We start from the raw sequence: 23,374 nt of genomic DNA, 5'->3' as shown, positions 1-23,374 counted from the left end.
GCTATAATTTATTCTATTCTTTATCTCTTGTGGCGTAAACGCAGGTGAATTCTTCAAACTCTAAAAACCTTATCTTATAGTTAGACAAACTTCCTTCGAAAATAATTTGTGCCGTTGTATTGTAGTCGTCAAATTTAAAATCTTGCACATTAATGTGATGTAAAAAACTGACCCCTCTATGACCATATATTTTATAAAGCGATTCTTTAGCTCCCCATACAATAGTCAACTTTCTAACTACCGCTGCAGTATTTGCCAAGGTTTTATACTCCTCAAACGGAGTAAATTTATGCGCTATTCGTAAAATTTTATCGCGCTGCATTTCAATATCGATACCTACATGTTCGGCTGAACTAATAATTATACCCGTAAAATTATGAGAATGCGTAATCGATATAAACTTGCCGTCTTTTAAATGGGGCTTCCCGTTTTCATGATAGATTAAATCGGCATCTGTATAGTCATATTTAGCAAGTAAGTGCCTAATACTCAAGAATGCCTTACGATGGAGTTCAGATTTCATTCCGTCAAATCGATTTTGACAATAGGGCGTGAGCTCAATACCTGTCCACAGGTTTTCTTCTGTCTCTTCAACCTTCCAAATTGCTAAGGAGGTTTCTTCATTTACTGTTATAGTTTTGTAAAGCGGCATGGGATTCTTAGTGTTATTCGTACCTTTGCACGAATTAAAAATTGCTGTACACAGATTAACGAAAGTATAAAATAATAAAGATATGAGCACGAAAACTATTCCGTATGTGCCTTATAAGGTTAAGGATATATCCCTTGCTGATTGGGGAAGAAAAGAAATCGAATTAGCAGAAGCTGAAATGCCAGGTTTAATGGCACTAAGAGAAGAGTACAAAAATGAGCAGCCTTTAAAAGGTGCTCGTATTGCAGGTTGTCTTCATATGACAATACAAACTGCTGTACTTATCGAAACATTGACTGCCCTTGGCGCTGATGTTACTTGGAGCTCATGTAACATATTTTCTACTCAAGACCAAGCTGCTGCAGCTATTGCAGCTACAGGCGTACCTGTTTATGCTTGGAAAGGAATGAATGAAGAGGAGTTTGATTGGTGCATTGAACAAACATTATTCTTTGGCGAAGACAGAAAACCATTGAACATGATCTTAGATGATGGTGGTGATCTTACCAATATGGTATTAGATAAATACCCAGAAATGGCCGGAGAAATCAAAGGTCTTTCTGAAGAAACTACTACAGGTGTTCACCGTTTATACGAGCGTGTAAAGAAAGGAACTTTACCAATGCCTGCTATAAACGTTAATGATTCGGTTACTAAATCGAAATTCGATAATAAATACGGATGTCGCGAAAGTGCTGTTGATGCTATACGTAGAGCTACAGATACTATGCTTGCAGGTAAACGTATAGTTGTTGCTGGTTACGGTGATGTTGGTAAAGGTACCGCTGCTTCTTTTAAAGGTGCTGGTTCTATTGTAACTGTTACTGAAATTGATCCTATTTGTGCATTACAAGCTTGTATGGACGGTTTTGAGGTTAAAAAATTAGAAACGGTTATTGGCAACGCTGATATCGTAATTACAACTACCGGAAATAAAGATATTATTAGAGCTGAACATTTTGAAGCTCTAAAGGATAAAGCTATCGTTTGTAACATTGGTCATTTTGACAATGAAATCGACATGGCGTGGTTGAACAAAAACCATGGTAGCACTAAAGATGAAATTAAGCCACAGGTAGATAAATATACTATTAATGGTAAAGATTTAATCATTTTGGCAGAAGGTAGATTGGTAAACTTAGGTTGTGCAACCGGGCACCCTAGTTTTGTAATGAGTAATTCATTCACCAACCAAACACTAGCTCAAATAGAGCTTTGGAAAAACAGTGCTAATTATAAGAACGATGTTTATATGCTACCTAAGTATTTAGATGAGAAAGTTGCAAAACTTCACTTGTCTCGTTTAGGAGCTGAGCTTACAGAGTTAAAAGATTACCAAGCTGATTATATCGGTGTAACTGTTGAAGGTCCTTTCAAGCCTGAATACTACAGATACTAAAACTTTGGTTTTAGAAACTAAAAAAGTCCTGATGAAAATCAGGACTTTTTTTATGCTTTATACTTTCTTCGGATTAGTTATTTTCTGCCAACATACCCTCTAAATAGTAACAATCTGTTTGCTCTTTAATTTGAGCCAAACCTTCTTCTTTAGAGCTTAACGGATTAATTTTAACCTCTTTTCCGTTTGGCATATAAACGATGTAAAAACCTTCTTCAAAAGATGATAATTTTATAATCTCGCCATTTGGTCTTACAGCGTTCCAAGACTTTTCACTTGGCTTATAAACTAAATCTATTTTCTTTCCTTTTTTAGGTCCATCAACAACAGTCACTTGCATTCTATTCTTTGTTGCGGTCATTTCAAAGGTATTTCCATCCCTTTCTACCATTTGAGTCTCTGACTCTCCTTCTTCCATCGCAATTGGGTTAGACCCACCCCAAAACTCTATTACATTGAAAATAATAGCATCTCCTATAAAGAATAACCCGTAAACCGGAATTATATTCAAGCCCCAAAATACCAAGTTGTTTACAAACTTACTATCAGACAACCCTTGGTTCCAATCTTTTAAATTATTGAACGCGCTAAAAGATCCTAAGCAACTAGAGAATAATAATGTACTCGCCATTGCAACACAGATAATTGATTTTTTCATGATATGATTTGTTTTAAATTACGAGCTCAATTTATAACTTAACCCTTCATGAAAATAGCCTAAAGAAAATTTTTATTGACTTCAAAAATATAGATGCGTGTATCTAATAACCTATTCACAAATAAATTACAATACTCATCAACTCAAACCCTACACAAGAGACTCTCCTTTGTTAAAAGACGCTATTAATTTCTTTATTTAGTACGATATTGCAGCCTCAATCAATATTATCATGATAATTTTAATTACCGGCGCTACAGGAACTTTAGGTTCTCAGGTTTTATTCTCTCTATTAGAAGAACGGTTTTCCGGTATAGAAAAACTATATGTGCCTGTACGTGAAAAGAAAACGATTTCACCAGAGAAACGTATTTTAAATATGTTTAATAGTGAGTTTGCACCTAGTTTCATTAAAAATAATCTTAAAGACATTCTCTCTAAAACCGTAGTCATCTCTGCTAAAGATATTTTTAAACCCGAACAATTTTTAAATGGTAAAAAAATCAGTCATTTCATACATTTAGCAGGTTTTGTAAATCTTTCAACACGACCTGAAGCTAAAGCTGAAATCTTTAAAGAGAATTTTGAATTCACTAAATCTATATTTGAAACCTATACTCCATTTATTGAGAAGTTTACTTACATAAGTACCGCCTTTTCAGCTGGCAATGTTGGCGGACTCATTTCTAACGACTATTTGCAAATGAAACCTAAAAGTCATAGAAACCATTATGAGGCGTCTAAATTTGCTTCAGAGCAATTTTTAACCCAAGCTGGAGCAGCCCAAAACATACCTGTACAAATTTTAAGACCTAGCGTTTTAGGTGGAAATATAACCAACAAGCCTAGTTTTTTTATTTCTAAGTACATGGTCTTTTATCTATTCGCTAAATTCTTTTATAATACCACTACAACAGATATAATTAGAATTACCGCCAATTCAAATAGTGGTTTAAACATTATACCAACAGATTATGCAGCCAAGGTCATTGTAAAAGTATTTGACACCACTATAAAACAATTAAACATTGTACATTCTAAAACAACACATGTTACAAGAGGTGTTTCTAGAATATTAGAAACTATAGATTTTGAAAACTTTAAGCTTACGCCAAATATTATAAGTGCCACAACAGGTTTTGAGTCTAAATTAGAAAAATTTTATTATGAAACTATTGGTATCCATATCACTCCTTACCTAACTTCTAAGCCATGTGAGTGGGACACGACCGAACTAGAGAAAATTTTGCCCATACCCAAATATAATCTAGAGGAGTATCTAGGAAGCACGATAACTTTTGCCAAAACCAACGAATTTAGAAATCAAAAATGGTAGTGGTATTAAGTGATTTTATGGTTGCCACAGAAGTTAAATTCTCATTTCAAAAAAGGTTTATTACACTGTTTGCAAAAAATATTATAGTCCAACAGAAACTATATTAAGTTTTATCTTTATTCTAATAAAAATCAAAAAATTATGATACTATTTGTTGACATGGACGAGGTAATCGCTGATACCTATGGCGCACACATAGAAATTTATAATACTGAGTTTAACGGCGAGCTTACTAAAGGTTTATGCTCGGGTACCGAAGTATGGCGTATGGTGCCAGAGGCACATCAAGATAGTGTTCGCAAACATGCTACCAGAAAGGGTTTCTTTAGAAACTTAAAACCTATTGCAGGCAGTCAAGAAATATTATCTCAGCTCTCTGACAAGCATGAAGTGTATATTGCTTCGGCAGCTATGCAGTTTCCAAATTCTTTAGAAGAAAAAAGTGAATGGCTAGACGAACACTTTCCTTTTATACCTTGGCAAAATAGAATTCTTTGTGGTCACAAACACATTCTGAAAGGCGATATTTTAATAGATGATAGAAGTTTTAATCTAGAAGCTTTTGATGGCAGAAGTTTACAATTTACATCACCCCATAACGTAAATACCGAAGGATTTGAACGTGTTAATACGTGGTTTGAGATTGGGAAGAAGTTGCTGTAATTACTCTAAATTATTTATATTTAAAGTGTATCACTTTGTTCCTTACATTCTTACCCTATGGCCCATCCTAAAATTAAGAACACAATAACAGTTACAGATCAGTATGGTGAGCAGTTAAACCTATCTAAAAGGCAGATTCTCGAAATTGATGAACTGACCTATAAGCAGCTCAAAGATTATGCATGGAGTATTGATCCTGATTATGATGAAAAAATAGAACGCTGGCGCTATTATAAGGCCATTTACAGAAAATTAAATGATAAACAAAGAAGTCAATTTAGAGAAATAAAACAAGAGTTAAAAAGTAATTACGAAAAACAAGATTTTGAAAAAAGAAGATTTGAAATCAAAAAAAAGGAATACGCTTCTTTAAAACTGAGCGACAATGAATTAGTAGAACTTCAAGAAATACTTCAAAAAATTCAAAGGGAAACGAGTGATAAATCTGGCTATAAAGTAGAAGATTATACAGTAAACCATAGGCGTAAAATATATTTAAAAATAGCCCATGAAAAATTAAAAACTTTTCTAAACCAAGAACAATTAAAAGAGTTTTATAAGGTAGATCAATTAAATGAAGATTGGATTCTAAAAGGTCAAATAGAATTGATAGTTAATATGAATGAATCTCTAAATTTAACAAACGAGCAAGCCGAGCTAATTTATAATTACAGAGAAAATAAAACCAGTAAAGATTCTAGTGGAGAAATTTTGAGCGAATTTGAAGAATGGGAATTAGAAAAAACTTTTAAAAAATCTATATTAAGCGAACAACAATTTAAAAAATATATAGAATGGCAAGAGCACACTGAAAAGCTTAGAATCTCATATTTCGATGATGAGAATAAAGGGAAAGTTCAAAAAATAAAAGAAACTGAGAGTTATTTAGATTACCTAATCAAACAACACTTACCAGTTTTATGTAATTGGCGAGAAACTATTGAAAAAGAAATTCCTAATAATATTAAGTTAGAACTAGATATTCTACGGAATACTTATCAAAACGATTTAAAAAAAAGGTTATTAGAGCATTTAAAAGCTCACAAAAGACATACAAAAGATTACGTACCGAAAGGAGAAATTCTTATAAAGCTGGAATTCAAACAACGAGCACTCATACCTGGGGTGTATTGTCTAAATAAAAAACAAAAAACTCTTATCAATAATCTTTCAAAAAAATTGATTAAACTAATCGACAATAAACAAATAGAATTAAAGGATTTATATATTAAAAAGCATAATTTTTATATTGACAATTACGAAGAACATGGTGGTACTTACGGAGGTTCCTTAACGGTTATCCGAAACAAAGAGCCGAATACTAACATTCAATTAATCAATACCCTACTTCTACATCCACAACTCTCCAAGAATATAGAGTTTGCTCACTCTATTTAAAATATTAGTACAAAAAAACCCTCTTCATTGCTGAAGAGGGTTTTTTAAATAATTTGCTTAAAGCTTATGCTTCAAAAGGCTCTATGGAAACAAATGATTTTCCACCAGCTTTTTTAGTAAACTTTACTAAACCATCTACACGTGCGTGTAATGTATGATCTTTTCCTGCGTAAACATTTTCACCAGGATTGTGTCTTGTTCCTCTCTGTCTAACTAAAATGTTACCAGCGATTGCAGCTTGACCACCAAAAATCTTAACTCCTAATCGTTTTGATTCTGATTCTCTACCGTTTTTCGAACTACCTACACCTTTCTTATGTGCCATTGTCTAAGGTTTTAAATTTTATTATACTTAATGGTTTAGCTTATTTAGCTACACCACCATCTAATTCGTCTTGCCATTTTTGTAACTCGTCCCATTTACCATCAGCAGCTAATTGTGCTTGCTTTGGCCAAGTGTCAGTTACGTGATTTCCACGAACGTCAGCAATAATTTCAGAAATTTTAGCTGCGTCTGTTTTTGCTAATTCAGCAAAAGTAGAAATACCTGCATTGTTTAAGGTCTCAGCGATTTTTGGTCCGATACCTTCAACTTTTTTCAAATCATCAGCTTTACCTGTAGCTTTTTTAGCTTTTGGCTTAGCTGCAACTGGTGCTACTTTTTCTTCAACTTTTTTAGCTTTTGGTTCAGCTTTTTTAGTTTCAGTTTTTTTAGCTCCTTTAGAAATAATAGACTCAATTACAATCTCTGTAAGAGACTGACGATGTCCATTTTTCTTTCTGTAACCTTTACGTCTTTTCTTATGAAAAACGATTACTTTGTCACCTCTTAGGTGTTTAACGACTTTAGCCTCTACTGCGGCTCCGTCTATAGCCGGGGCGCCGATAGTAACGTTCGATCCATCAGCCAAAAGAAGTACATTGTCAAAAGTGACTTTTTTACCTTCTTCTACCTGTAAACGGTGAACGTACACTTTCTGGTCTTTTGCAACTTTAAACTGCTGCCCTGCCATCTCTACAATTGCGTACATATTGTTAAATGTAATGATTAAACCTGATGGATTTTTTCCATAGGCGGGTGCAAATATAGTTGTTAATCGTGAATTTACAAGTGTTTTTTACGAATTTTACGCTCTCTTCATACTTCTAGTGTTCGAAGTCTTAAATAGTTGCATAAAAGATAGCGTTAATACCAAGCTTGTCGTAAAACCCATTACTGCAACCACTAAAAATACGATAGCCTCAAAACTACGATAAGTACTTGCCCATTTTGTAGATAGCTCTTCTAAAAAACCTGGTTGAAGCTCGGTGGAATACAATGTAAAAAATAGTGTGAATATTAAAGTTGCAACACCACCTGTTATTAAACCTGCCATAAATCCGCCAGCATATGTGAAATCACTTCCCTTCTTTAATTTGTAATATTTTATCGATTCAAAAATAGCAAAGCCTGTAATTACAGCATTAAAAAGACTATAAAATACATTTACATGTAGCCCAAGTAATGACAAGATTAAAAAATAGGCAATCAAAGAACCACTGGCAGCGACGCCAAATCTAATTGGTAGAGCATAGTTATTCATAACGAGTATATTTTTGTTTAGACTTTTAAGATAAACAATAAACAGCTACTAAATAAATTTAATCTGTTAAAGAATACTTATATTGAAGATTGTTCTTACAAAAAAATATTTTTTATGTAACATTTTTGTAAAATCACATACTAACTAAACAGAACATTAAACACTAACCTAAAACAGTTTTAAATGAAAATGAAATTACTACTGGTTTCGGCTATATTCCTTTATGGTTTTACCGGACTTGCACAAGAGGTCGCTTTTGAAGAGTACAACTTAGACAACGACCTACACGTTATTCTACATCAAGACAATACCGCACCTATTATCTCAATTTCGGTTTTATACCATGTCGGATCTAAGGATGAAGATCCAAAACGAACCGGATTTGCACATTTTTTCGAACATCTTCTTTTTGAAGGCACCGAGAACATTGAAAAAGGGGAATGGGATAAAATAGTCTCTTCTAATGGCGGATCAGGTAATGCTACCACCAATGAAGATAGAACGTACTATTATGAAGTTTTCCCTTCCAACAACCTAGAACTAGGACTTTGGCTAGAATCTGAAAGAATGCTTCATCCTGTTATCAATCAAAAAGGTGTTGACACTCAAAATGAAGTTGTCAAAGAAGAAAAAAGACTTCGTGTCGATAATTCACCTTACGGTAAATTCATTGAAAACATAAAGAGGAACCTTTTTAAAAGCCATCCTTATAAAGAAACGGTAATCGGTAAAATGGCAGATTTAGATGCTGCTACCCTAGATGAATTTATAGCATTTCAGAAAAAATTCTATTCTCCTAACAATGCGGTATTAGTTATTGCTGGCGATTTTGAGAAAGAAAATGCCAAAAAATTAATTTCAGATTACTTTAAGGACATCCCGAAAGGAGCAGAAATTGCAAGAAACTTTCCAAAAGAAACTCCTATAACATCAGAAATTAATGCAAAGGCTTACGACTCTAATATTCAAATACCGGCTACTATGATCGCTTATAGAACTCCCGGTCTAAAAAATAGAGAAAGCCAGGTATTAGAAATGATTTCTACTTATTTATCTGACGGACCTTCTTCTAAACTTTATAAGAAAATGGTCGACGAAGAAAAGCAAGCCTTACAAATTGGTGCCATACCGGTTACATTAGAAGATTATGGTATGTATATCGTTTTTGCACTTCCGGTAGGTGAGACTAGCTCAAGCACACTTAATACCGCTATTGAAACAGAAGTAGAGAAATTAAGAAGTAACCTTATTTCTGAAAATGATTATCAAAAATTACAGAACAAGTTTGAAAATGAATTTGTAAACAGCAATTCAAGTGTTGAAGGTATTGCTAGTTCTCTAGCTGAATACTATATGCTTTACGGTGACACTTCTTTAATTAATAAAGAAATAGAGGTTTATAGATCTATTACCCGAGAAGAAATCAAAGAAGTTGCCAATAAGTATTTAAAGCCCAACCAAAGATTGGTTCTAGAATATTTACCTGAACAAAATTCTGCAAACTAAAAATAACTATGAAAAATACATATATATTACTACTAACATTATTCTCCTTTTTCGCTGTTCAAGCACAGGTAGACCGTACAATTATGCCTAAACCAGGACCAGCACCTGAAATTAACTTAGGAGAACCGCAATCTTTTAACCTCAATAACGGATTAAAAGTATTGGTAGTCGAAAACCATAAACTACCAAGAGTATCTATGCAATTATCAATTGACAACCCGCCAATTTTAGAAGGTAACAAAGCTGGCACAGCTAGTTTAACTGGTAGTCTATTAGGGCTAGGATCTAAAAATATAACTAAAGAAGCCTTCAATGAAGAAATCGATTTTTTAGGAGCTAGACTTTATTTTAGCTCTCAAGGTGCTTATGCTCAATCTCTTTCTAAATACTTTTCTAGAATGATGGAGCTTATGGCAGACGCGGCTATAAATCCGAATTTTACTCAAGAGGAATTTGACAAAGAAAAAGATAAACTTATTACCGGGTTAAAATCTGAAGAGAAAGTAGTTTCTTCAATTTCTAGTAGAGTTCAAAGGGCTTTAGCTTACGGTAAAAATCATCCTTACGGAGAATTTACCACCGAAGCCACAGTAAACAATATTTCCCTTGGTGATGTTGAAGAGTTTTACAGAGAGTACTTTGTACCTGCTAATGCCTATTTAATTGTTATTGGTGATGTAAATTTCGAAGAAGTAAAGACTTTAACAGAAACCTATTTTACATCTTGGACGAAAGCCGTGCCACCAAGCTTCTCTTATTCTCAGTCTAAGAACGTACCGAATACGCAAATCAACTTCGTTGATATGCCAAATGCCGTTCAATCAGAAATTACAGTACAAAATATCGTAAACCTTAAAATGAAGGACGATGATTATATAGCTTCCCTTTTAGCCAACGAAATATTGGGCGGGGGATCTGATAGTAGATTGTATTCTAATTTAAGAGAAGACAAAGGCTACACTTATGGTGCCTATTCTTCTATTGGCAACGACAAATATGGTCCGTCTAGATTTAGAGCATCTGCAGAAGTTAGAAATATGGTTACCGATAGTTCTGTAGTCGAAATGTTAAAAGAACTTGAGCTTATTACCACTAAGCCCGTTACCGATGAGGAATTAAAAAATACCAAAGCCCTATATGCCGGTAGTTTCATAATGGCACTAGAAGATCCAGAAACCATAGCGAGATATGCTTTGAATGTTGAGAAAGAAAATTTACCTAAAGATTTCTACAAAACATTCTTAGAGAAACTAGACAAGGTTAGCAAGGAAGAAGTAGAAACAGCTGCTAAAAAATATTTCAACGTTGACAATGCCAGAGTAATTGTCGTTGGTAAGGGAAGTGATATTTTAGCCAACCTAGAAAATGTGGAATTCAAAGGAAAAAAACTTCCAGTACTTGCCTATTCTAAAACTGCCGACAGAGTTGATACTCCCGATTATAATGCAGCATTACCAAGCGACGTATCTGCGCAATCTGTACTTGAAAAATATATTGAGGCTATTGGCGGAAAATCAAAACTAGAAGGTGTCAACACCCTAGCAATGATGGCCGAAGCAGAAATGCAAGGCATGAAGCTTAATCTGAACATCAAAAAAACATCTAGCGATCAACTAATGCAAGATGTACAAATGATGGGTAATTCGGTTAGCAAGCAAGTACTTAATGGCGATAAAGGATATATGATTGTGCAAGGGCAGCGCAAAGATCTTGCTGGTGACGAAATCAAAACCTTTAAAGGCGAATCTGCTCCATTTTCTGAACTCCAACTATTAAGTGACGACACCATTACTTTAGAAGGTATGGAAATGGTTGGCGATAAAAACACCTACAAACTTAAAGTTGGCGAAAACAAATCTGCTTTCTATGATGCTGAAACCGGACTTAAATTACAAGAGGTGACCGTAACTGAAATGCAAGGGCAGCAAATTGCAAGTACTTCTAATTTTGAAGATTACAAAGAGGTGTCTGGCATATTGTTTCCTTATAAAATAATGCAGACCGTTGGTCCACAATCTTTTGAATTCATAGTTTCTGAAATCAAAGTGAATGATGGCGTGTCATCTGCCGATTTTGAATAATAATTATTTTTTTAAAATAAAAAAACCCGCTACTTAGCGGGTTTTTTGTTTTTGAATTTCCAGGTTAAGTTCTTATCCTATTTTTCTAATTGTTGCTTCTCCGAATATTAATCCTTTATCCACTTCTGGATCACCGGTATAATTAATATTTGTTTCTCCATAGCAAGTAACTTTCAACCTTTCAACAACATTTACCCTAAAATTACTTTCACCATAAGCGGTAATTTTAGTTTCATCTGCAACCATACCCTCAGTGTTTACTTCACTTTCACCATATGCTCTAAATACTTGGCGAGCAACAGTACCTTCTCCAACTTCTAAGTAACTGCTGCCATAAATTGCTACTGTTAATTCATCTATAGAAACCGAATCAAAGTACACTTTAGCTGCTCCGTATAGCGACATTTTAAAATCATCGGCATTGAATAGATTTTTGCATCTTACAATTTCTTCTCCTCGAATCGATAAATTTTCTAGTTTTCTATAGGTAACCGTTATAGAAGCCATAGTACCATTATAAAGCGATTTACTACCCCTCCATTTGTCAGTTGAAATACGTTCAGATTTGGTTACCACCTTAGCACCATCTAAGTACAAACGCAACGTTCTACCTTCTACTTCTACATTTATTTTATCTAACGATATTTTTGCATTGTCAATAACAACACTTTCTTCTTCGCCTTCAATAAGATTTAATTCTATATGCGGACTAACAATTAGTTTATCGAAAGATTTTACGTTGAATGTTTTTTCTTGAGCCTGTATACTGCCTATAAAAAAGGTTACTGCAAGTAGCGTAAATATGATTTTTTTCATGATTTTCAGTTTTTTGATTAATTCTATACAAAGACAACGATAAATAGATTTTGTTACAGTACGCCTAACTATTTTCCCAGAACTATCACTTTTTTTCTATTTACCAGCCAAACACCAAATAAGATAATGAGTCCGCCCAAGAGCTGTAGAATACTGATATTCTCGCCATCTAGAAAACCCCATAACACTGCTACAAGAGGAATTAGATACGTTACTGATGCTGCAAATACAGGACTAGATAACTTTATTAATTTATTAAATAGGATGTTCGCCAAAGCTGTACCTAAAAACGCCAATGCCAAAATATACCAAAGAGCCTCATGCATAGCACTATCTCCTGCAAACTGCTGAAATACTCCTGTATACATCAATATAATTAATGCTGGTAAAAAGGCAACACCGAAACTAGCCGTAGTTACTGCTAATGGCGTTAAATGAGACAAATACTTCTTAATGATGTTGATATTAAAAGCATAACCCAATGCAGCAATAATTATGAACAAAGAATACCAATAATTCTGATTTACATTATTCTCCATACCCGCAGCAATAAGCACTATAGTACCAAAAAGACCTATCAAAACCCCCAACACCTGCCTTCCTTTAAGTGAAAGTCCGAAAAGCGCTATACCCACCAACGTGGTAAATAATGGTGCTACAGAGTTTAAAATAGAGGTTATACCACTACTAATTTCCATTTGTGCCAAGGCAAAGAAAAAAGGAGGAAAGAACGAACTACACAAACCTGCGATAGCCACCCATTTCCAATCGGTCTTTGAAAGTGTCTTTAAAGATTTAAAACCAAGAACAAACAATAATATAGATGCAAATACGATTCTTAACCCACCAACTTGTAATGCTGTATACCCAACTAAGGATCTTTTAATTAGTATAAAAGAAGAACCCCATATAAGTGCCAGAACAACTAGGTAAATCCACTTTTGATCTATATTCTTCAATTCTTTTAGTTTACAACAAAAGTGGGGTTTTTTCTAAAAAATACAACTAGTTACAGACTAATTTTTACTAATGATTAGATAAAGCATTTTACATATTTGGTATCTTTACATTATAATAAGGTTTACACTAACAACGTAACCATCAATACAGTGTTATGAAATTCAAAGTATTATTTCTATTTGTGACCATATTCACACTAGCAACCAATGTTTCTTTCGCGCAAGAAGACGCCTCTTTACCTGATGAAATTGTAAACAGTATTTCTAATACGGTTTTGATCAATATAGAAGGCATGGCTTGCCAAGAAGGTTGTGCCGATAAAATTTCTTCTAACTTAATGGAAACCGAGGGTGTAGTTTCTTCAGAAATTAGTTTTGAAAATAAAAACGGACTTATAACTTTTGACCCTTCAATTATGACTATCGAAGATATTAAAGCTGTAATTACCAACACCAAAGTAAAAGATTATACATACACTATAACTTCAATTATTCCTCAAGAAAACTAAAATGAAAAATATACTTTACACACTATTCGTAGCTGCATTAGTAACATTCACTTCTTGCAAAGAAACCAAGAAAACTGAAGAGCCTTCAAAAATGGAGCACGTAATGAGCATTCATGATGAGGTCATGCCAAAAATGGGGACTTTAGGAAAGTTAGTTGGTCAATTGAAACCAATGGCAGATTCTTTAGGAGCAGAGTCCGTTGAAGCAAAAGCAATGAAAGATCTTCAAGAAGCCAATAGATCTATGATGGATTGGATGCAAGGTTTTGGTGATCGTTTCGATTCAGAAGAAATAATGGACGGCAAAGAACTTTCTGACGAAAAGAAAGCATGGCTAAAAGAAGAAGAAGAAAAAGTTCAACAAGTAAAAGAGAACATTAATTCTAGTATTGAGCGTGCTGAAGAGATTCTAAGCAAGCAATAAAACAACGTATTCTAAAATGGTAAATTAGATAAATCTACATTACCACCAGATATTATAATACCCATTTTTTTATTCTGAAAAACTTCTGGCTGCTCTTTTGATTGTTTCAAAACTGCAGCCACAGTTACCGCACTAGAAGGTTCTATAATAATTTTCATACGCTCCCACACTAGTTTCATAGCAACGACTATCTCATCTTCGGTAATTCTAACAATACCGCTTACCAGTTCTTTTATAATAGGGAAATTCTTATCACCCAACATTGTTTTTAATCCGTCGGCAATGGTATTTGTTGTTTCGTTACTTTCTATTTTACCACTTTGCAAAGAACGGTATGCGTCATCCGCCTCATACGGCTCTGCACCATAAACTTTACAATTGTTACCGAAATATGTAGCCGCCAACGCAGAACCGGCAATAAGTCCGCCGCCGCCTACTGGGCAAAATATAAAATCTAAATCGGGTTGTTTTTGAAGCAATTCTAGAGCTGCAGTACCTTGCCCTAAAATAACATTAATATCGTTGGATGGATGGACGAAAGTAGCTCCCGTTTTTAATCCTATCTCATCAGCATACGCCTGTCTTGCTTTAACGGTTGGCTCACACTCATAAATTTTACCGCCATACTCCCTTACTCCAACTTTTTTAACTTCTGGGGCGGTATTTGGCATTACGATATGTGCGGTAACACCAACACTCTGTGCTGCTAATGATAAAGCTTGGGCAAAATTACCCGACGAATGCGTTACTACTCCGTTTTTCTTTAGTTCTTCTGATAATTGTAAAATAGCATTGGTAGCACCGCGCATTTTATACGCTCCTGCCCTTTGAAAATTCTCGCATTTGAAAAAAACCTGAGCATTGATTTCTTTATCAATCAATCTTGATTTTAAAACGGATGTATTATGAATATAAGGGGCTATTCGTTTATGACAATCTAAAAGGTCTTTTTTTGTCATCATACGGCTTTATTTTTTCCAACGAAGTGTTTCTATAATTCCCCTAATGTCATTCTGAAGATATGACGCTGCAGGCAGAATAGAATCATAATTCGGTTTTGTATAAAAATATACAGAACCGGTTAAAAAGTGTTTAGTACTATCGGTTACATAAAATTGAGATTGTGAAGCGGCATTACCTTGCACCTCAAATAAAGCACCATATATTTTATTATTAGGATTTACATACGGCTGCTCAACTATGTTGTCTGCCTTAGCAGCATGCTCATAACTAAGTCTCTTAGAATCGTTAATCAGTTGAGCCAAATTACCATCAATCTTTTTATAGCTTAGAAAAATAGCACCATTCATTTCTGGATATGAGATAGTGTATGCCTTATCGCCATTCAACTCTGCATTTGCTAATTGATTGTACTTAAAACTAAAGTTCTCGGTTTCTAAATCTGCCAATTTACCCTGAGGATATTCCAATCGCATTTTAGCCTTAGGCTTAGGAAGCGTAGGTTCATCATTACAACTAACCATTAAAAGAAATACTACTAAAAATCCAACGAACGACTTACTCTTCATGTGGCAAGGTTACTTTTATTTGTTTTAATCTTTTCTTGTCCATACCCTCAACTACAAAAGTATAGGAATCAAATTGTATTTTTTCTCCTCTTTTCGGGAAGCTTCCTGCCTTTTCCAAAACAAAACCAGCCAAGGTTTCTGATTCCCCTTTATTCTCTTCAAAGATTTCACTATCCTCTAATTTAATGACTCTATAAAAATCTTTAAGAGGCGTTTTTCCTTCAAAAACATAATTGAAATCATCTAATTTCGAAAAAATCAAATCTTCATCATCAAACTCATCACTAATATCACCTACTATTTCTTCGATAATATCTTCTAAAGACACCAAACCAGAAGTTCCACCATATTCATCTACAACTATAGCTAAGTGATTTTTCTTCTCTTGAAATTCACCCAATAAATCATCTAATTTTTTATTCTCAGGCACAAAGTAAGGCTCCCTGATTAAGGTTATCCAATTAAAGGTTTTTCGATCTAGATAAGGCAACAAATCTTTTACATACAAGACTCCTTTTACCGTATCGATGTTCTCACCAAAAACCGGAATTCTAGAATACCCGTTCTTCTTTATTTCCCCTAAAACTTCAAGAAACTTCATTTGCTCATTAAGAGCAAAAATATCTATTCGAGGTCTCATTACCTGTTTGGTATCTGTATTACCAAAGGTTACAATACCTTCTAAAATCTTTTTCTCCTCTTTAGTAGTATCGCCATGAGAAGTTAAATCTAATGCTTGCGACAACTGATCAACACTTAAACTTGATTTCTGCTTACCAAGCTTGTTATACAAAAACAATGTGCCAGAACGCATTGGCAAACTCAATGGTGAAAAAATAAAATCTAACACCCTTAACGGATAAGCCATTAAATGCGCAAAGCTCATTCTATTTCTGTTGGCATATACTTTTGGTAGAATTTCACCGAACATTAAAATAAGAAACGTTGCAACCACGACTTCTAAAAGAAAACGTACCGATACAACACCGAACCATACTTGATTTACATTTTCAAAAAGAGTATCTCCTATTATACTAAACAATAGCACCACGCCAATGTTAATAGCATTATTTGCTATTAAAATGGTGGCCAATAATTTTTTTGGACGCTCTAGAAGCTTAATTAGAATTGAACTTTGGGCCGATTTTTCGTCTTGCAGCTCTTTAACTTCGGTTGATGAAAGTCCAAACATAGCTACTTCTGCTCCAGAAATAAGTGCAGAGCAAACAAGCAGTACACATAGTACAACTATATTCATTGCAAAAACACCGTTTACAACCAATGTTGTCATTAATAACAGTAAGGGGTCTGGGTCCAATAGTTGCTATTTAAATTTTGTTAGAATGGTAAATCATCATCTTCTTCTGGACTTGCAGGTGCAGGTGCAGACGCTTTAGACGGTGCTTTATTTTCAATACTTGCCGGTTTCTGAGCAGCAGGCGCTGAACCACCATTATTTTGCATACCTTCTTTCTTGGTAGTCAAAAAAGTAAATTCTTGTACATGTACTTCAGTTGAATATCTGGTATTACCATCTTCACCTTGCCATTGACGATTTTTCAATCTACCCTCTACATATACCTTATCGCCTTTACTTAAATATTTCTCACAAATTTCAGCAGCTTTATTTCTAACTACCACATTGTGCCAATCTGTATTTGTAACACGTTCACCAGTAGATTTATTGGTATATGTTTCATTTGTAGCTATTGGAAATCTTCCAATACTACCGCCTCCTTCAAAATAATGCATTTTAACTTCATCACCTAAATGCCCTATCAACATTACCTTATTTAATGTACCGCTCATAACTTAAAGATATAAAAATCAAAAGTACTAAAATTTAAATGCTTTGATAAAATCTGCGATTAAAACTGGCACCGGAAAATCACTTATTTTTTCAACGGGAATCTTATCTGCAAAATCATCATTTATATATACTATCCAGAACTTCGTATGCAGATGTTGATGCGACAATTTATGAACGATTGCATTTACATTGTATACTATTATCTCGTTAGACTTCATATCACCAAGTACTTCTTTATACCTAATAGTGACATCGTCTATTTCTAATACATTATCTGACTCTAATAAAGGAAACTGCCATAGATTCTGCCAAATACCTTTACCGATTCTTTGATGTATACTTGTAAATTGATTCCCTTTAGCATCCTTATATATAGGTATAAGAAAATTGAAGTACCGATTACGCACTTTTGTCTTCTTTAACTTCACTGGCAAAGTATCTACCAAGCCTTTTTCTAGAGCAACGCAACTATCATTTAAAGGACAATGCAAACATAATGGCTTTTTTGGGGAGCATTGTATGGCTCCAAACTCCATAATACCTTGATTATAATCTCGAATATTAGCGGGATCCATGACTTTTTGAGCCAAGCTTTTAAAATATTTGATACCCTCTGTACTATTAATAGGAGTATCTATACCATAGTATCTAGAGAGTACTCGATACACATTTCCGTCTACTACGGCTTGCGCTTCATTGAAACAAATAGACGAAATGGCACTTGCGGTATAGTCACCGACACCTTTCAGTGTTAAAAGTTTCTTATAATTATCAGGAAATTTACCATCATACTGCTCGACCACCATTTTTGCAGCTGCATGAAGATTTCTAGCTCGCGAATAATACCCGAGTCCTTGCCAAAGTTTTAAAACTTGTTCTTCATTCGCATTGGCAAGATCATAAACCGTGGGGAAATTTTCTACAAAACTCAAGTAATACGGGGTTCCCTGAGCTACACGTGTTTGTTGAAGAATAATTTCTGATAGCCAAATTTTGTATGGATCAGTACTTGCGCGCCATGGTAAACTGCGCTTATTTTCATGATACCAATCTAAAATTTTACTCGAAAATGACATGCTATTCTATACTAAGTGATAAAAGTAGCAGTTTATACACTTAAAATTAACCCATTAGAAAGAAAGATTGAATTTAATTTATATATTTGCAACCCGAAAAAACATACAGAAAATCTAATATTGAAAGATGACGAAAGCGGAAATTGTATCGAAGATCTCAGATAAGCTGGGAATTGAAAAAGGAGATGTACAGGCAACTGTTGAGTCTTTTATGGAAGAGGTAAAAACATCATTAGAAAGTGGTGATAATGTTTACCTAAGAGGTTTTGGTAGTTTTATCATTAAAACTAGAGCCGAAAAGACCGGTAGAAATATTTCCAAAAACACAACTATTAAAATACCCGCTCACAACATTCCAGCATTTAAGCCTGCAAAGGTTTTTGTAGAAGGAGTTAAGAGCAACGTACACGTAAAATAATTAATCTTAAAAAAAGAACTTTATGCCAAGCGGTAAGAAAAGAAAGAGACATAAGGTAGCTACACACAAGCGCAAGAAGCGTAGAAGAGCTAACCGACACAAGAAAAAGTAGTTTTAATAACTACTTTTTCTTTTTAAAATACGTTCATTGACATAGAGATCCATAATTCGGATTTCGGCAAGTACATTTGTATTTGTCTATGGTATTGTTTAATCAGTTCGTTCCCTATTTTAATAGGCGAAACGACTAAAAATATATTCAGGTGAATAGAGAATTAATCGTAAGATCTAGTTCCCAATCTGTTGACTTTGCCTTGTTAAAGGACGGAAAACTCACTGAACTGCATAAAGAAGAAAATAGTAACGACTTTTCTGTAGGCGACATTTTTCTTGCCAAAATCAGAAAGCCGGTTACCGGACTTAACGCAGCGTTTGTAAACGTTGGTTATGAGAAAGATGCATTCTTGCATTACCACGACCTTGGTCCGCAGTTATCTTCCATGCTTAAGTTCATTAAACAAGTGAGCACAGGAAAACTAAATGATTACACTTTAGGAAATTTCCCGACCGAAACCGATATTGACAAAAACGGTGTTATTACCGATGTCATAAAAGCGAACCAATCATTATTGGTTCAAATTGTAAAAGAACCTATATCTACTAAAGGACCAAGAATTAGTTCTGAGCTATCAATTGCCGGACGTTACTTGGTAATGGTTCCTTTTTCTGACCGTGTATCTGTATCTCAAAAGATAGCGAGCAAAGAAGAAAAAGACAGGTTAAAAAGACTCGTTAGAAGCATTAAACCTAAAGGTTTTGGTGTTATCATTAGAACAGTCGCAGAAGGACAAAAAGTTGCAGAACTGGACAAAGATCTAGAAAACTTGCTGAACAAATGGACAGCAATGTGTAAAAAATTACAACGTGCTCAAACACCATCAAAAGTATTCGTAGAACTCAATAGAGCATCTTCTATTTTAAGAGATGTATTCAATGATAGTTTTACTGGAATACATGTAGATGACGACACCTTATACAATGAAATTAAGGATTATGTGTCGGAAATTGCTCCTGAAAAAGAGAGCATCGTTAAGCACTACAATAACAACAACGTACCTATTTTTGAGAAATTTGGTATTGAAAGACAAATTAAAACGTCTTTTGGCCGTACTGCCGCAATGAGCAAAGGCGCCTATTTAATTATAGAGCATACAGAAGCACTTCATGTAATAGACGTTAACAGTGGTAACAGATCCAACAAAGCCAAAAACCAAGAAGACACTGCCCTAGAGGTAAATCTTTTATCCGCATCAGAGATTGCAAGACAGTTACGTCTTCGTGATATGGGCGGTATTATAGTTGTAGATTTTATCGATATGGTAAAACCACAACATAGAAAAAGGCTATTTGAACATCTTAGAGATGAGATGAAAGATGATCGAGCCAAGCACAAAATACTACCTCCTAGTAAATTTGGTTTAATTCAGATTACCCGACAAAGGGTACGACCTGAAATGAATATTAAAACAACAGAAGAGGACCCTAACAATGCAGGGAAAGAGGTGGAAGCACCTATTGTTTTAATAGATAAAATTACATCGGACCTTGAAAAACTCCTTAAAGGACCTGCAAAAGACAACAGTATATCTCTAAATATACACCCGTTTATAGCAGCCTATATAACAAAAGGTTTTCCATCAATGAGAACAAAATGGTTCTTAGAATACAAAAGATGGATTAAAATTCAGCCGCGTGATGCGTATACGTATCTTGAGTACCGTTTTAAAAACAAAGACGGCAAAACAATATATTAATAAAAAAAGCGATTTCCTTAGGGAGTCGCTTTTTTTGTTTCCAAAAATGAAGGAGGCATATTAACTAATCTTAACCATTTCAATTGAAGATGAAAAAATATCTATCTATATTTCTATTGAGTTTTTTGAGTTTCAACACCTTTGCCCAAATTACTTTTGAACCAGGCTATATTATTGATAATTCTGGAGAAAAGATAAATTGTTTTATTAAGAACAACGGCTGGAAAAACAATCCAACAAAATTTGAATATAAAATTGATTCAAATGCTGAAGTACAAGATGGTGGAATCTACAACATAGCCGAATTCTCAATTGAAAACGGAAAAAAGTATATTAGAAAAGAGATTAAAATAGATAGGTCTAAATCGATTCTGAAAAGATTAAGCAAAATAAAAGAAGCTGAATTCACACCAGAAACCTTATTTCTTGAACAGTTAGTTGATGGTGATGCAAATTTATTTTATTATGAAGATAGTAATCTAATAAGGTTCTTTTACAACCTAAACAATGCTTCTACAACACAATTAATTTATAAAAAATACCTCACCGAAAACAATCGTATTGGAGAGAATACTGAATATAAAAAACAATTGTGGGATGACTTAAAATGTGGAAACTTATCTCTTAACGATGTAAAATCTACTGATTATAAAAAATCTGAATTACTTTCGTTTTTTACCTCATACAATCAATGTAAAAATCCTAATTACGTAATCCCCACTACTTCTAAAAGGGATAATAAAGACGTATTTAATTTAGGCATTCGCGCTGGTTTAAATTCTGCCTCTATGAATTTTAAGTCACCTCAATCAAGTACTAATTTCGAGCTAGAAAACAACTCTAGTATAAGATTTGGTGTCGAGCTTGAAGCTATTTTACCTTTTAACAAAAACAAATGGTCATTGTTTATCCAACCTATGTATCAAACATTTGAAGGTCAAAAACAATTAGAATTTCAAAAGGTCTCAGTAGATTACAAATCAATTGAAACTTCTATAGGAGTCAGACATTACTTTTTTCTTAATCCCGACTCTAAAATATTTTTAAATTCTGCATTTCAAATTGACACAGCTTTAGATTCTAAGATAGATTTTGAATCTAGTAGCGATTTTGAAATCGCACCTCGCACTTCTTTTAATTTTGGATTAGGTTTTGCTCACAAAAATGCTAGTATTAAACTAAACTATAACCCTAGAAGAGCATTACTCAGTAACTATGCGGCTATTTCGTCTGATTACAAAGTGCTTTCTATAGTGCTTGGCTATAACTTTTTATAAATTAGCACATGTAATAAACGTTTAAAAATACTATTGGTTTACTATTTTTGAACTACATGAATCAAAAAACTAAAGGCTACACTGTTCAAGAAGCCACAAAAAAAATAGAAAGCTACTGTGCTTACCAGGATCGCTGCCACAAAGAAGTGGTTTCGAAATTGAAAGAAATGGGTATGATACCATTAGCAGTAGATACTATTATCGCCCAACTAATCGAAGACCGATTTTTAAATGAAGAACGCTTTGCCAAAAGTTTTGCCCGTGGAAAATTCAACATTAAAAAATGGGGCAAAAATAGAATTGTAAGAGAACTGAAATTTAGAAACATCTCTAAATATAATATTACCACCGCCTTAAAAGAAATTGAGCCCGATGCTTACCTGACAGCTTTAGATGATTTAGCTCACAAAAGATTACGGCAGATTACCGAAACCAATATTCAAAAGCGAAGAAAAAAATTAGCAGATTATCTTTTATACCGTGGTTGGGAAAGTCATTTGGTGTATGAGAAAACATTTGAGCTTATTAAATAATAGGCATCCCTTTTCAGTTTACACTTTTTGATTTTTGTTGGTTCTAGATATGGCTTCTTTGTTTTTCCAATCTATCCAATCTTGCCCTTTTAATTTGCGCATTAGCACATCATAGTAACGCATTATTACAATGTTATACGATGCTTTAGCTAAATTCTTAGGATTACGCGCTAACCCTCGTAAACTCATTGAGAAACCAGGAGTATTGTATTTCATATAGTGCCAATAACCTTCTGGCATATATAAAACTTCACCATGAGAAAGGGTCGTTTTAAATCCGTTTGCTTTTTTCAAAGCAGGCCACTTATCATAATCCGGATTCGAGAAATCTATACTCTCATGTGTAATTAGAGAATGCGGAACTTTATAAAGCTTTTCGGTTTCTGACTGAGGAAACAATACTACTTCCTTTTCTCCATTGAAATGAAAATGAAAAATATTAGCAAAATCGATATCGTAATGCATGAAAGTGTACGAGTCTCGTCCGCCGAAAAACATCATTGGCACTCCTTTTAAAAGTCTTAATCCGAAGTCTGGGAACTTATAATCTTTCTGTAACGCAGGCACTTCCTTTAAAATATTCCAAAGAAAAATTCTATACTTGGTCGGCTCCTTCTTTAATAAATCAACATACGCTGCCATTTTCATTTTGGCATGTGGTTCATTAAAACCATCTTTATGCTGCACCGGTCTATCATCATACAAAGGCACAGTAATATCTCCGGCTACTTCTTTAATATAGTCTAGATTCCACTTGTTATAAGCAGGCCAGTCTTCAATTGCCTGTTCTAAAACAACAGGTTTTTGAGGCTTAAAGTAGTCGTTAATAAAGTTGTCCTTAGTAATATGTTTTACCCTCGGAATATCTGCTAACTTCAATTACACTTGGTTTTTTAGGGAAGCCAAAGGTAATTAACGATACCAAAACAATTT

25 protein-coding genes are annotated in these 23,374 nt (G+C 34.2%); 12 read left to right on the top strand and 13 right to left on the bottom strand.

Translation table 11 applies throughout. The features are described from left to right. Positions 1-13: 13 nt before the first annotated feature. Entirely contained in the window at positions 14-652 is a 639-nt protein-coding gene (locus tag QSV08_RS17880; protein WP_324025063.1) for a 4'-phosphopantetheinyl transferase family protein, read from the bottom strand. An 82-nt stretch (positions 653-734) separates the two neighbouring features. Between QSV08_RS17880 and ahcY the strand changes: the two genes are divergently transcribed. Continuing rightward, complete coding sequence (gene ahcY, locus QSV08_RS17875; protein ID WP_324025062.1) at positions 735-2,051, top strand: adenosylhomocysteinase; 1,317 nt, start codon at positions 735-737, stop codon at positions 2,049-2,051. 73 nt (positions 2,052-2,124) lie between these two features. Here ahcY and QSV08_RS17870 read toward each other — a convergent pair whose 3' ends face one another. Further along, positions 2,125-2,709: a DUF3332 domain-containing protein gene (locus QSV08_RS17870; protein WP_299321776.1), complete on the bottom strand. Its 585-nt coding sequence runs from the start codon at positions 2,707-2,709 to the stop codon at positions 2,125-2,127. Positions 2,710-2,941: 232 nt separating this feature from the next. Here QSV08_RS17870 and QSV08_RS17865 point away from each other — a divergent pair, with 232 nt between their 5' ends. The 3 genes from QSV08_RS17865 to QSV08_RS17855 all read left to right on the top strand — a co-directional run bounded on the left by QSV08_RS17865 (position 2,942) and on the right by QSV08_RS17855 (position 6,106). After that, positions 2,942-4,045: an SDR family oxidoreductase gene (locus QSV08_RS17865; RefSeq protein WP_324025061.1), complete on the top strand. Its 1,104-nt coding sequence runs from the start codon at positions 2,942-2,944 to the stop codon at positions 4,043-4,045. A gap of 141 nt (positions 4,046-4,186) precedes the next feature. Then, positions 4,187-4,708 carry a 5' nucleotidase, NT5C type gene (locus QSV08_RS17860; protein WP_324025060.1) on the top strand — a complete coding sequence of 174 codons (522 nt, stop codon included), beginning with the start codon at positions 4,187-4,189 and terminating at the stop codon, positions 4,706-4,708. Positions 4,709-4,765: 57 nt separating this feature from the next. Beyond that, positions 4,766-6,106 carry a hypothetical protein gene (locus QSV08_RS17855; RefSeq protein WP_324025059.1) on the top strand — a complete coding sequence of 447 codons (1,341 nt, stop codon included), beginning with the start codon at positions 4,766-4,768 and terminating at the stop codon, positions 6,104-6,106. A 64-nt stretch (positions 6,107-6,170) separates the two neighbouring features. Here QSV08_RS17855 and rpmA read toward each other — a convergent pair whose 3' ends face one another. The 3 genes from rpmA to QSV08_RS17840 form a co-directional block, all read right to left on the bottom strand. Continuing rightward, entirely contained in the window at positions 6,171-6,431 is a 261-nt protein-coding gene (gene rpmA / locus QSV08_RS17850; protein WP_091620949.1) for a 50S ribosomal protein L27, read from the bottom strand. Positions 6,432-6,471: 40 nt separating this feature from the next. Next, on the bottom strand, positions 6,472-7,137 hold the full coding sequence (rplU, locus tag QSV08_RS17845) for a 50S ribosomal protein L21 (protein WP_324025058.1): 666 nt from the start codon (positions 7,135-7,137) through the stop codon (positions 6,472-6,474). 96 nt (positions 7,138-7,233) lie between these two features. After that, complete coding sequence (locus QSV08_RS17840; RefSeq protein ID WP_324025057.1) at positions 7,234-7,689, bottom strand: DUF4199 domain-containing protein; 456 nt, start codon at positions 7,687-7,689, stop codon at positions 7,234-7,236. A 183-nt stretch (positions 7,690-7,872) separates the two neighbouring features. On the opposite strand from QSV08_RS17840, the gene QSV08_RS17835 reads away from it, so the two are divergent. Together QSV08_RS17835 and QSV08_RS17830 are read left to right on the top strand one after the other, a co-directional pair. Continuing rightward, positions 7,873-9,195, top strand: a complete 1,323-nt coding sequence (locus QSV08_RS17835; protein ID WP_324025056.1) for a M16 family metallopeptidase — start codon at positions 7,873-7,875, stop codon at positions 9,193-9,195. 8 nt (positions 9,196-9,203) lie between these two features. Beyond that, the gene (locus QSV08_RS17830; protein WP_324025055.1) at positions 9,204-11,276 is read left to right on the top strand and encodes an insulinase family protein; all 2,073 of its coding nucleotides are present in this window, start codon (positions 9,204-9,206) and stop codon (positions 11,274-11,276) included. A 72-nt stretch (positions 11,277-11,348) separates the two neighbouring features. On the opposite strand, the gene QSV08_RS17825 is transcribed toward QSV08_RS17830, so the two are convergent. Together QSV08_RS17825 and QSV08_RS17820 are read right to left on the bottom strand one after the other, a co-directional pair. Further along, a complete protein-coding gene (locus QSV08_RS17825; RefSeq protein WP_324025054.1) occupies positions 11,349-12,092 on the bottom strand; it encodes a head GIN domain-containing protein in 744 nt (247 codons plus the stop codon). Between the two features lie 68 nt (positions 12,093-12,160). Continuing rightward, positions 12,161-13,051, bottom strand: a complete 891-nt coding sequence (locus QSV08_RS17820) for a DMT family transporter (RefSeq protein WP_324025053.1) — start codon at positions 13,049-13,051, stop codon at positions 12,161-12,163. Positions 13,052-13,206: 155 nt separating this feature from the next. Here QSV08_RS17820 and QSV08_RS17815 point away from each other — a divergent pair, with 155 nt between their 5' ends. Continuing rightward, positions 13,207-13,560 carry a heavy-metal-associated domain-containing protein gene (locus QSV08_RS17815; RefSeq protein ID WP_324025052.1) on the top strand — a complete coding sequence of 118 codons (354 nt, stop codon included), beginning with the start codon at positions 13,207-13,209 and terminating at the stop codon, positions 13,558-13,560. Position 13,561: 1 nt separating this feature from the next. Next, positions 13,562-13,984, top strand: coding sequence for a hypothetical protein (locus tag QSV08_RS17810; RefSeq protein WP_324025051.1), 423 nt, complete (start codon positions 13,562-13,564; stop codon positions 13,982-13,984). A gap of 11 nt (positions 13,985-13,995) precedes the next feature. On the opposite strand, the gene QSV08_RS17805 is transcribed toward QSV08_RS17810, so the two are convergent. The 5 genes from QSV08_RS17805 to mutY are packed head-to-tail and all read right to left on the bottom strand — an operon-like array spanning position 13,996 to position 18,399. Next, the gene (locus tag QSV08_RS17805; protein ID WP_324028389.1) at positions 13,996-14,943 is read right to left on the bottom strand and encodes a pyridoxal-phosphate dependent enzyme; all 948 of its coding nucleotides are present in this window, start codon (positions 14,941-14,943) and stop codon (positions 13,996-13,998) included. A gap of 9 nt (positions 14,944-14,952) precedes the next feature. After that, positions 14,953-15,513 (bottom strand): gliding motility lipoprotein GldD, encoded by a 561-nt coding sequence (gene gldD / locus QSV08_RS17800; protein ID WP_324025050.1) that lies wholly within the window; start codon positions 15,511-15,513, stop codon positions 14,953-14,955. Beyond that, complete coding sequence (locus tag QSV08_RS17795; protein ID WP_416382024.1) at positions 15,503-16,831, bottom strand: gliding motility-associated protein GldE; 1,329 nt, start codon at positions 16,829-16,831, stop codon at positions 15,503-15,505. The genes gldD and QSV08_RS17795 overlap by 11 nt, the downstream gene beginning before the upstream one ends. Positions 16,832-16,851: 20 nt before the next feature. Beyond that, positions 16,852-17,322 carry a single-stranded DNA-binding protein gene (locus QSV08_RS17790; protein ID WP_324025049.1) on the bottom strand — a complete coding sequence of 157 codons (471 nt, stop codon included), beginning with the start codon at positions 17,320-17,322 and terminating at the stop codon, positions 16,852-16,854. A gap of 27 nt (positions 17,323-17,349) precedes the next feature. After that, on the bottom strand, positions 17,350-18,399 hold the full coding sequence (mutY, locus tag QSV08_RS17785; RefSeq protein WP_324025048.1) for an A/G-specific adenine glycosylase: 1,050 nt from the start codon (positions 18,397-18,399) through the stop codon (positions 17,350-17,352). A gap of 127 nt (positions 18,400-18,526) precedes the next feature. On the opposite strand from mutY, the gene QSV08_RS17780 reads away from it, so the two are divergent. The 4 genes from QSV08_RS17780 to QSV08_RS17765 all read left to right on the top strand — a co-directional run bounded on the left by QSV08_RS17780 (position 18,527) and on the right by QSV08_RS17765 (position 22,441). Continuing rightward, the gene (locus QSV08_RS17780; protein WP_027065813.1) at positions 18,527-18,817 is read left to right on the top strand and encodes an HU family DNA-binding protein; all 291 of its coding nucleotides are present in this window, start codon (positions 18,527-18,529) and stop codon (positions 18,815-18,817) included. Between the two features lie 263 nt (positions 18,818-19,080). After that, a complete protein-coding gene (locus QSV08_RS17775; RefSeq protein ID WP_324025047.1) occupies positions 19,081-20,631 on the top strand; it encodes an Rne/Rng family ribonuclease in 1,551 nt (516 codons plus the stop codon). A gap of 89 nt (positions 20,632-20,720) precedes the next feature. Continuing rightward, positions 20,721-21,908: a tRNA modification GTPase gene (locus QSV08_RS17770; protein WP_324025046.1), complete on the top strand. Its 1,188-nt coding sequence runs from the start codon at positions 20,721-20,723 to the stop codon at positions 21,906-21,908. A 56-nt stretch (positions 21,909-21,964) separates the two neighbouring features. Continuing rightward, positions 21,965-22,441, top strand: a complete 477-nt coding sequence (locus QSV08_RS17765) for a regulatory protein RecX (RefSeq protein WP_324025045.1) — start codon at positions 21,965-21,967, stop codon at positions 22,439-22,441. Between the two features lie 18 nt (positions 22,442-22,459). Here QSV08_RS17765 and QSV08_RS17760 read toward each other — a convergent pair whose 3' ends face one another. Continuing rightward, complete coding sequence (locus QSV08_RS17760; protein ID WP_324025044.1) at positions 22,460-23,320, bottom strand: cupin-like domain-containing protein; 861 nt, start codon at positions 23,318-23,320, stop codon at positions 22,460-22,462. Positions 23,321-23,374 lie beyond the last annotated feature (54 nt).

The sequence above is a fragment of the Maribacter sp. BPC-D8 genome (genome assembly GCF_035207705.1).
Taxonomy (GTDB): domain Bacteria; phylum Bacteroidota; class Bacteroidia; order Flavobacteriales; family Flavobacteriaceae; genus Maribacter.
The sequence above is the reverse complement of the archived record's forward strand: the minus strand, read 5'-3'. Positions and strand labels throughout refer to the sequence as shown.

What these genes read in the sequence shown, in the direction of transcription:
- QSV08_RS17880 (WP_324025063.1), bottom strand. Translation starts at nt 652, where the DNA reads ATGCCGCTTTACAAAACTATAACAGTAAATGAAGAAACCTCCTTAGCA.
- ahcY (WP_324025062.1), top strand. Translation starts at nt 735, where the DNA reads ATGAGCACGAAAACTATTCCGTATGTGCCTTATAAGGTTAAGGATATA.
- QSV08_RS17870 (WP_299321776.1), bottom strand. Translation starts at nt 2,709, where the DNA reads ATGAAAAAATCAATTATCTGTGTTGCAATGGCGAGTACATTATTATTC.
- QSV08_RS17865 (WP_324025061.1), top strand. Translation starts at nt 2,942, where the DNA reads ATGATAATTTTAATTACCGGCGCTACAGGAACTTTAGGTTCTCAGGTT.
- QSV08_RS17860 (WP_324025060.1), top strand. Translation starts at nt 4,187, where the DNA reads ATGATACTATTTGTTGACATGGACGAGGTAATCGCTGATACCTATGGC.
- QSV08_RS17855 (WP_324025059.1), top strand. Translation starts at nt 4,766, where the DNA reads ATGGCCCATCCTAAAATTAAGAACACAATAACAGTTACAGATCAGTAT.
- rpmA (WP_091620949.1), bottom strand. Translation starts at nt 6,431, where the DNA reads ATGGCACATAAGAAAGGTGTAGGTAGTTCGAAAAACGGTAGAGAATCA.
- rplU (WP_324025058.1), bottom strand. Translation starts at nt 7,137, where the DNA reads ATGTACGCAATTGTAGAGATGGCAGGGCAGCAGTTTAAAGTTGCAAAA.
- QSV08_RS17840 (WP_324025057.1), bottom strand. Translation starts at nt 7,689, where the DNA reads ATGAATAACTATGCTCTACCAATTAGATTTGGCGTCGCTGCCAGTGGT.
- QSV08_RS17835 (WP_324025056.1), top strand. Translation starts at nt 7,873, where the DNA reads ATGAAAATGAAATTACTACTGGTTTCGGCTATATTCCTTTATGGTTTT.
- QSV08_RS17830 (WP_324025055.1), top strand. Translation starts at nt 9,204, where the DNA reads ATGAAAAATACATATATATTACTACTAACATTATTCTCCTTTTTCGCT.
- QSV08_RS17825 (WP_324025054.1), bottom strand. Translation starts at nt 12,092, where the DNA reads ATGAAAAAAATCATATTTACGCTACTTGCAGTAACCTTTTTTATAGGC.
- QSV08_RS17815 (WP_324025052.1), top strand. Translation starts at nt 13,207, where the DNA reads ATGAAATTCAAAGTATTATTTCTATTTGTGACCATATTCACACTAGCA.
- QSV08_RS17810 (WP_324025051.1), top strand. Translation starts at nt 13,562, where the DNA reads ATGAAAAATATACTTTACACACTATTCGTAGCTGCATTAGTAACATTC.
- QSV08_RS17805 (WP_324028389.1), bottom strand. Translation starts at nt 14,943, where the DNA reads ATGACAAAAAAAGACCTTTTAGATTGTCATAAACGAATAGCCCCTTAT.
- gldD (WP_324025050.1), bottom strand. Translation starts at nt 15,513, where the DNA reads ATGAAGAGTAAGTCGTTCGTTGGATTTTTAGTAGTATTTCTTTTAATG.
- QSV08_RS17790 (WP_324025049.1), bottom strand. Translation starts at nt 17,322, where the DNA reads ATGAGCGGTACATTAAATAAGGTAATGTTGATAGGGCATTTAGGTGAT.
- mutY (WP_324025048.1), bottom strand. Translation starts at nt 18,399, where the DNA reads ATGTCATTTTCGAGTAAAATTTTAGATTGGTATCATGAAAATAAGCGC.
- QSV08_RS17780 (WP_027065813.1), top strand. Translation starts at nt 18,527, where the DNA reads ATGACGAAAGCGGAAATTGTATCGAAGATCTCAGATAAGCTGGGAATT.
- QSV08_RS17770 (WP_324025046.1), top strand. Translation starts at nt 20,721, where the DNA reads ATGAAAAAATATCTATCTATATTTCTATTGAGTTTTTTGAGTTTCAAC.
- QSV08_RS17765 (WP_324025045.1), top strand. Translation starts at nt 21,965, where the DNA reads ATGAATCAAAAAACTAAAGGCTACACTGTTCAAGAAGCCACAAAAAAA.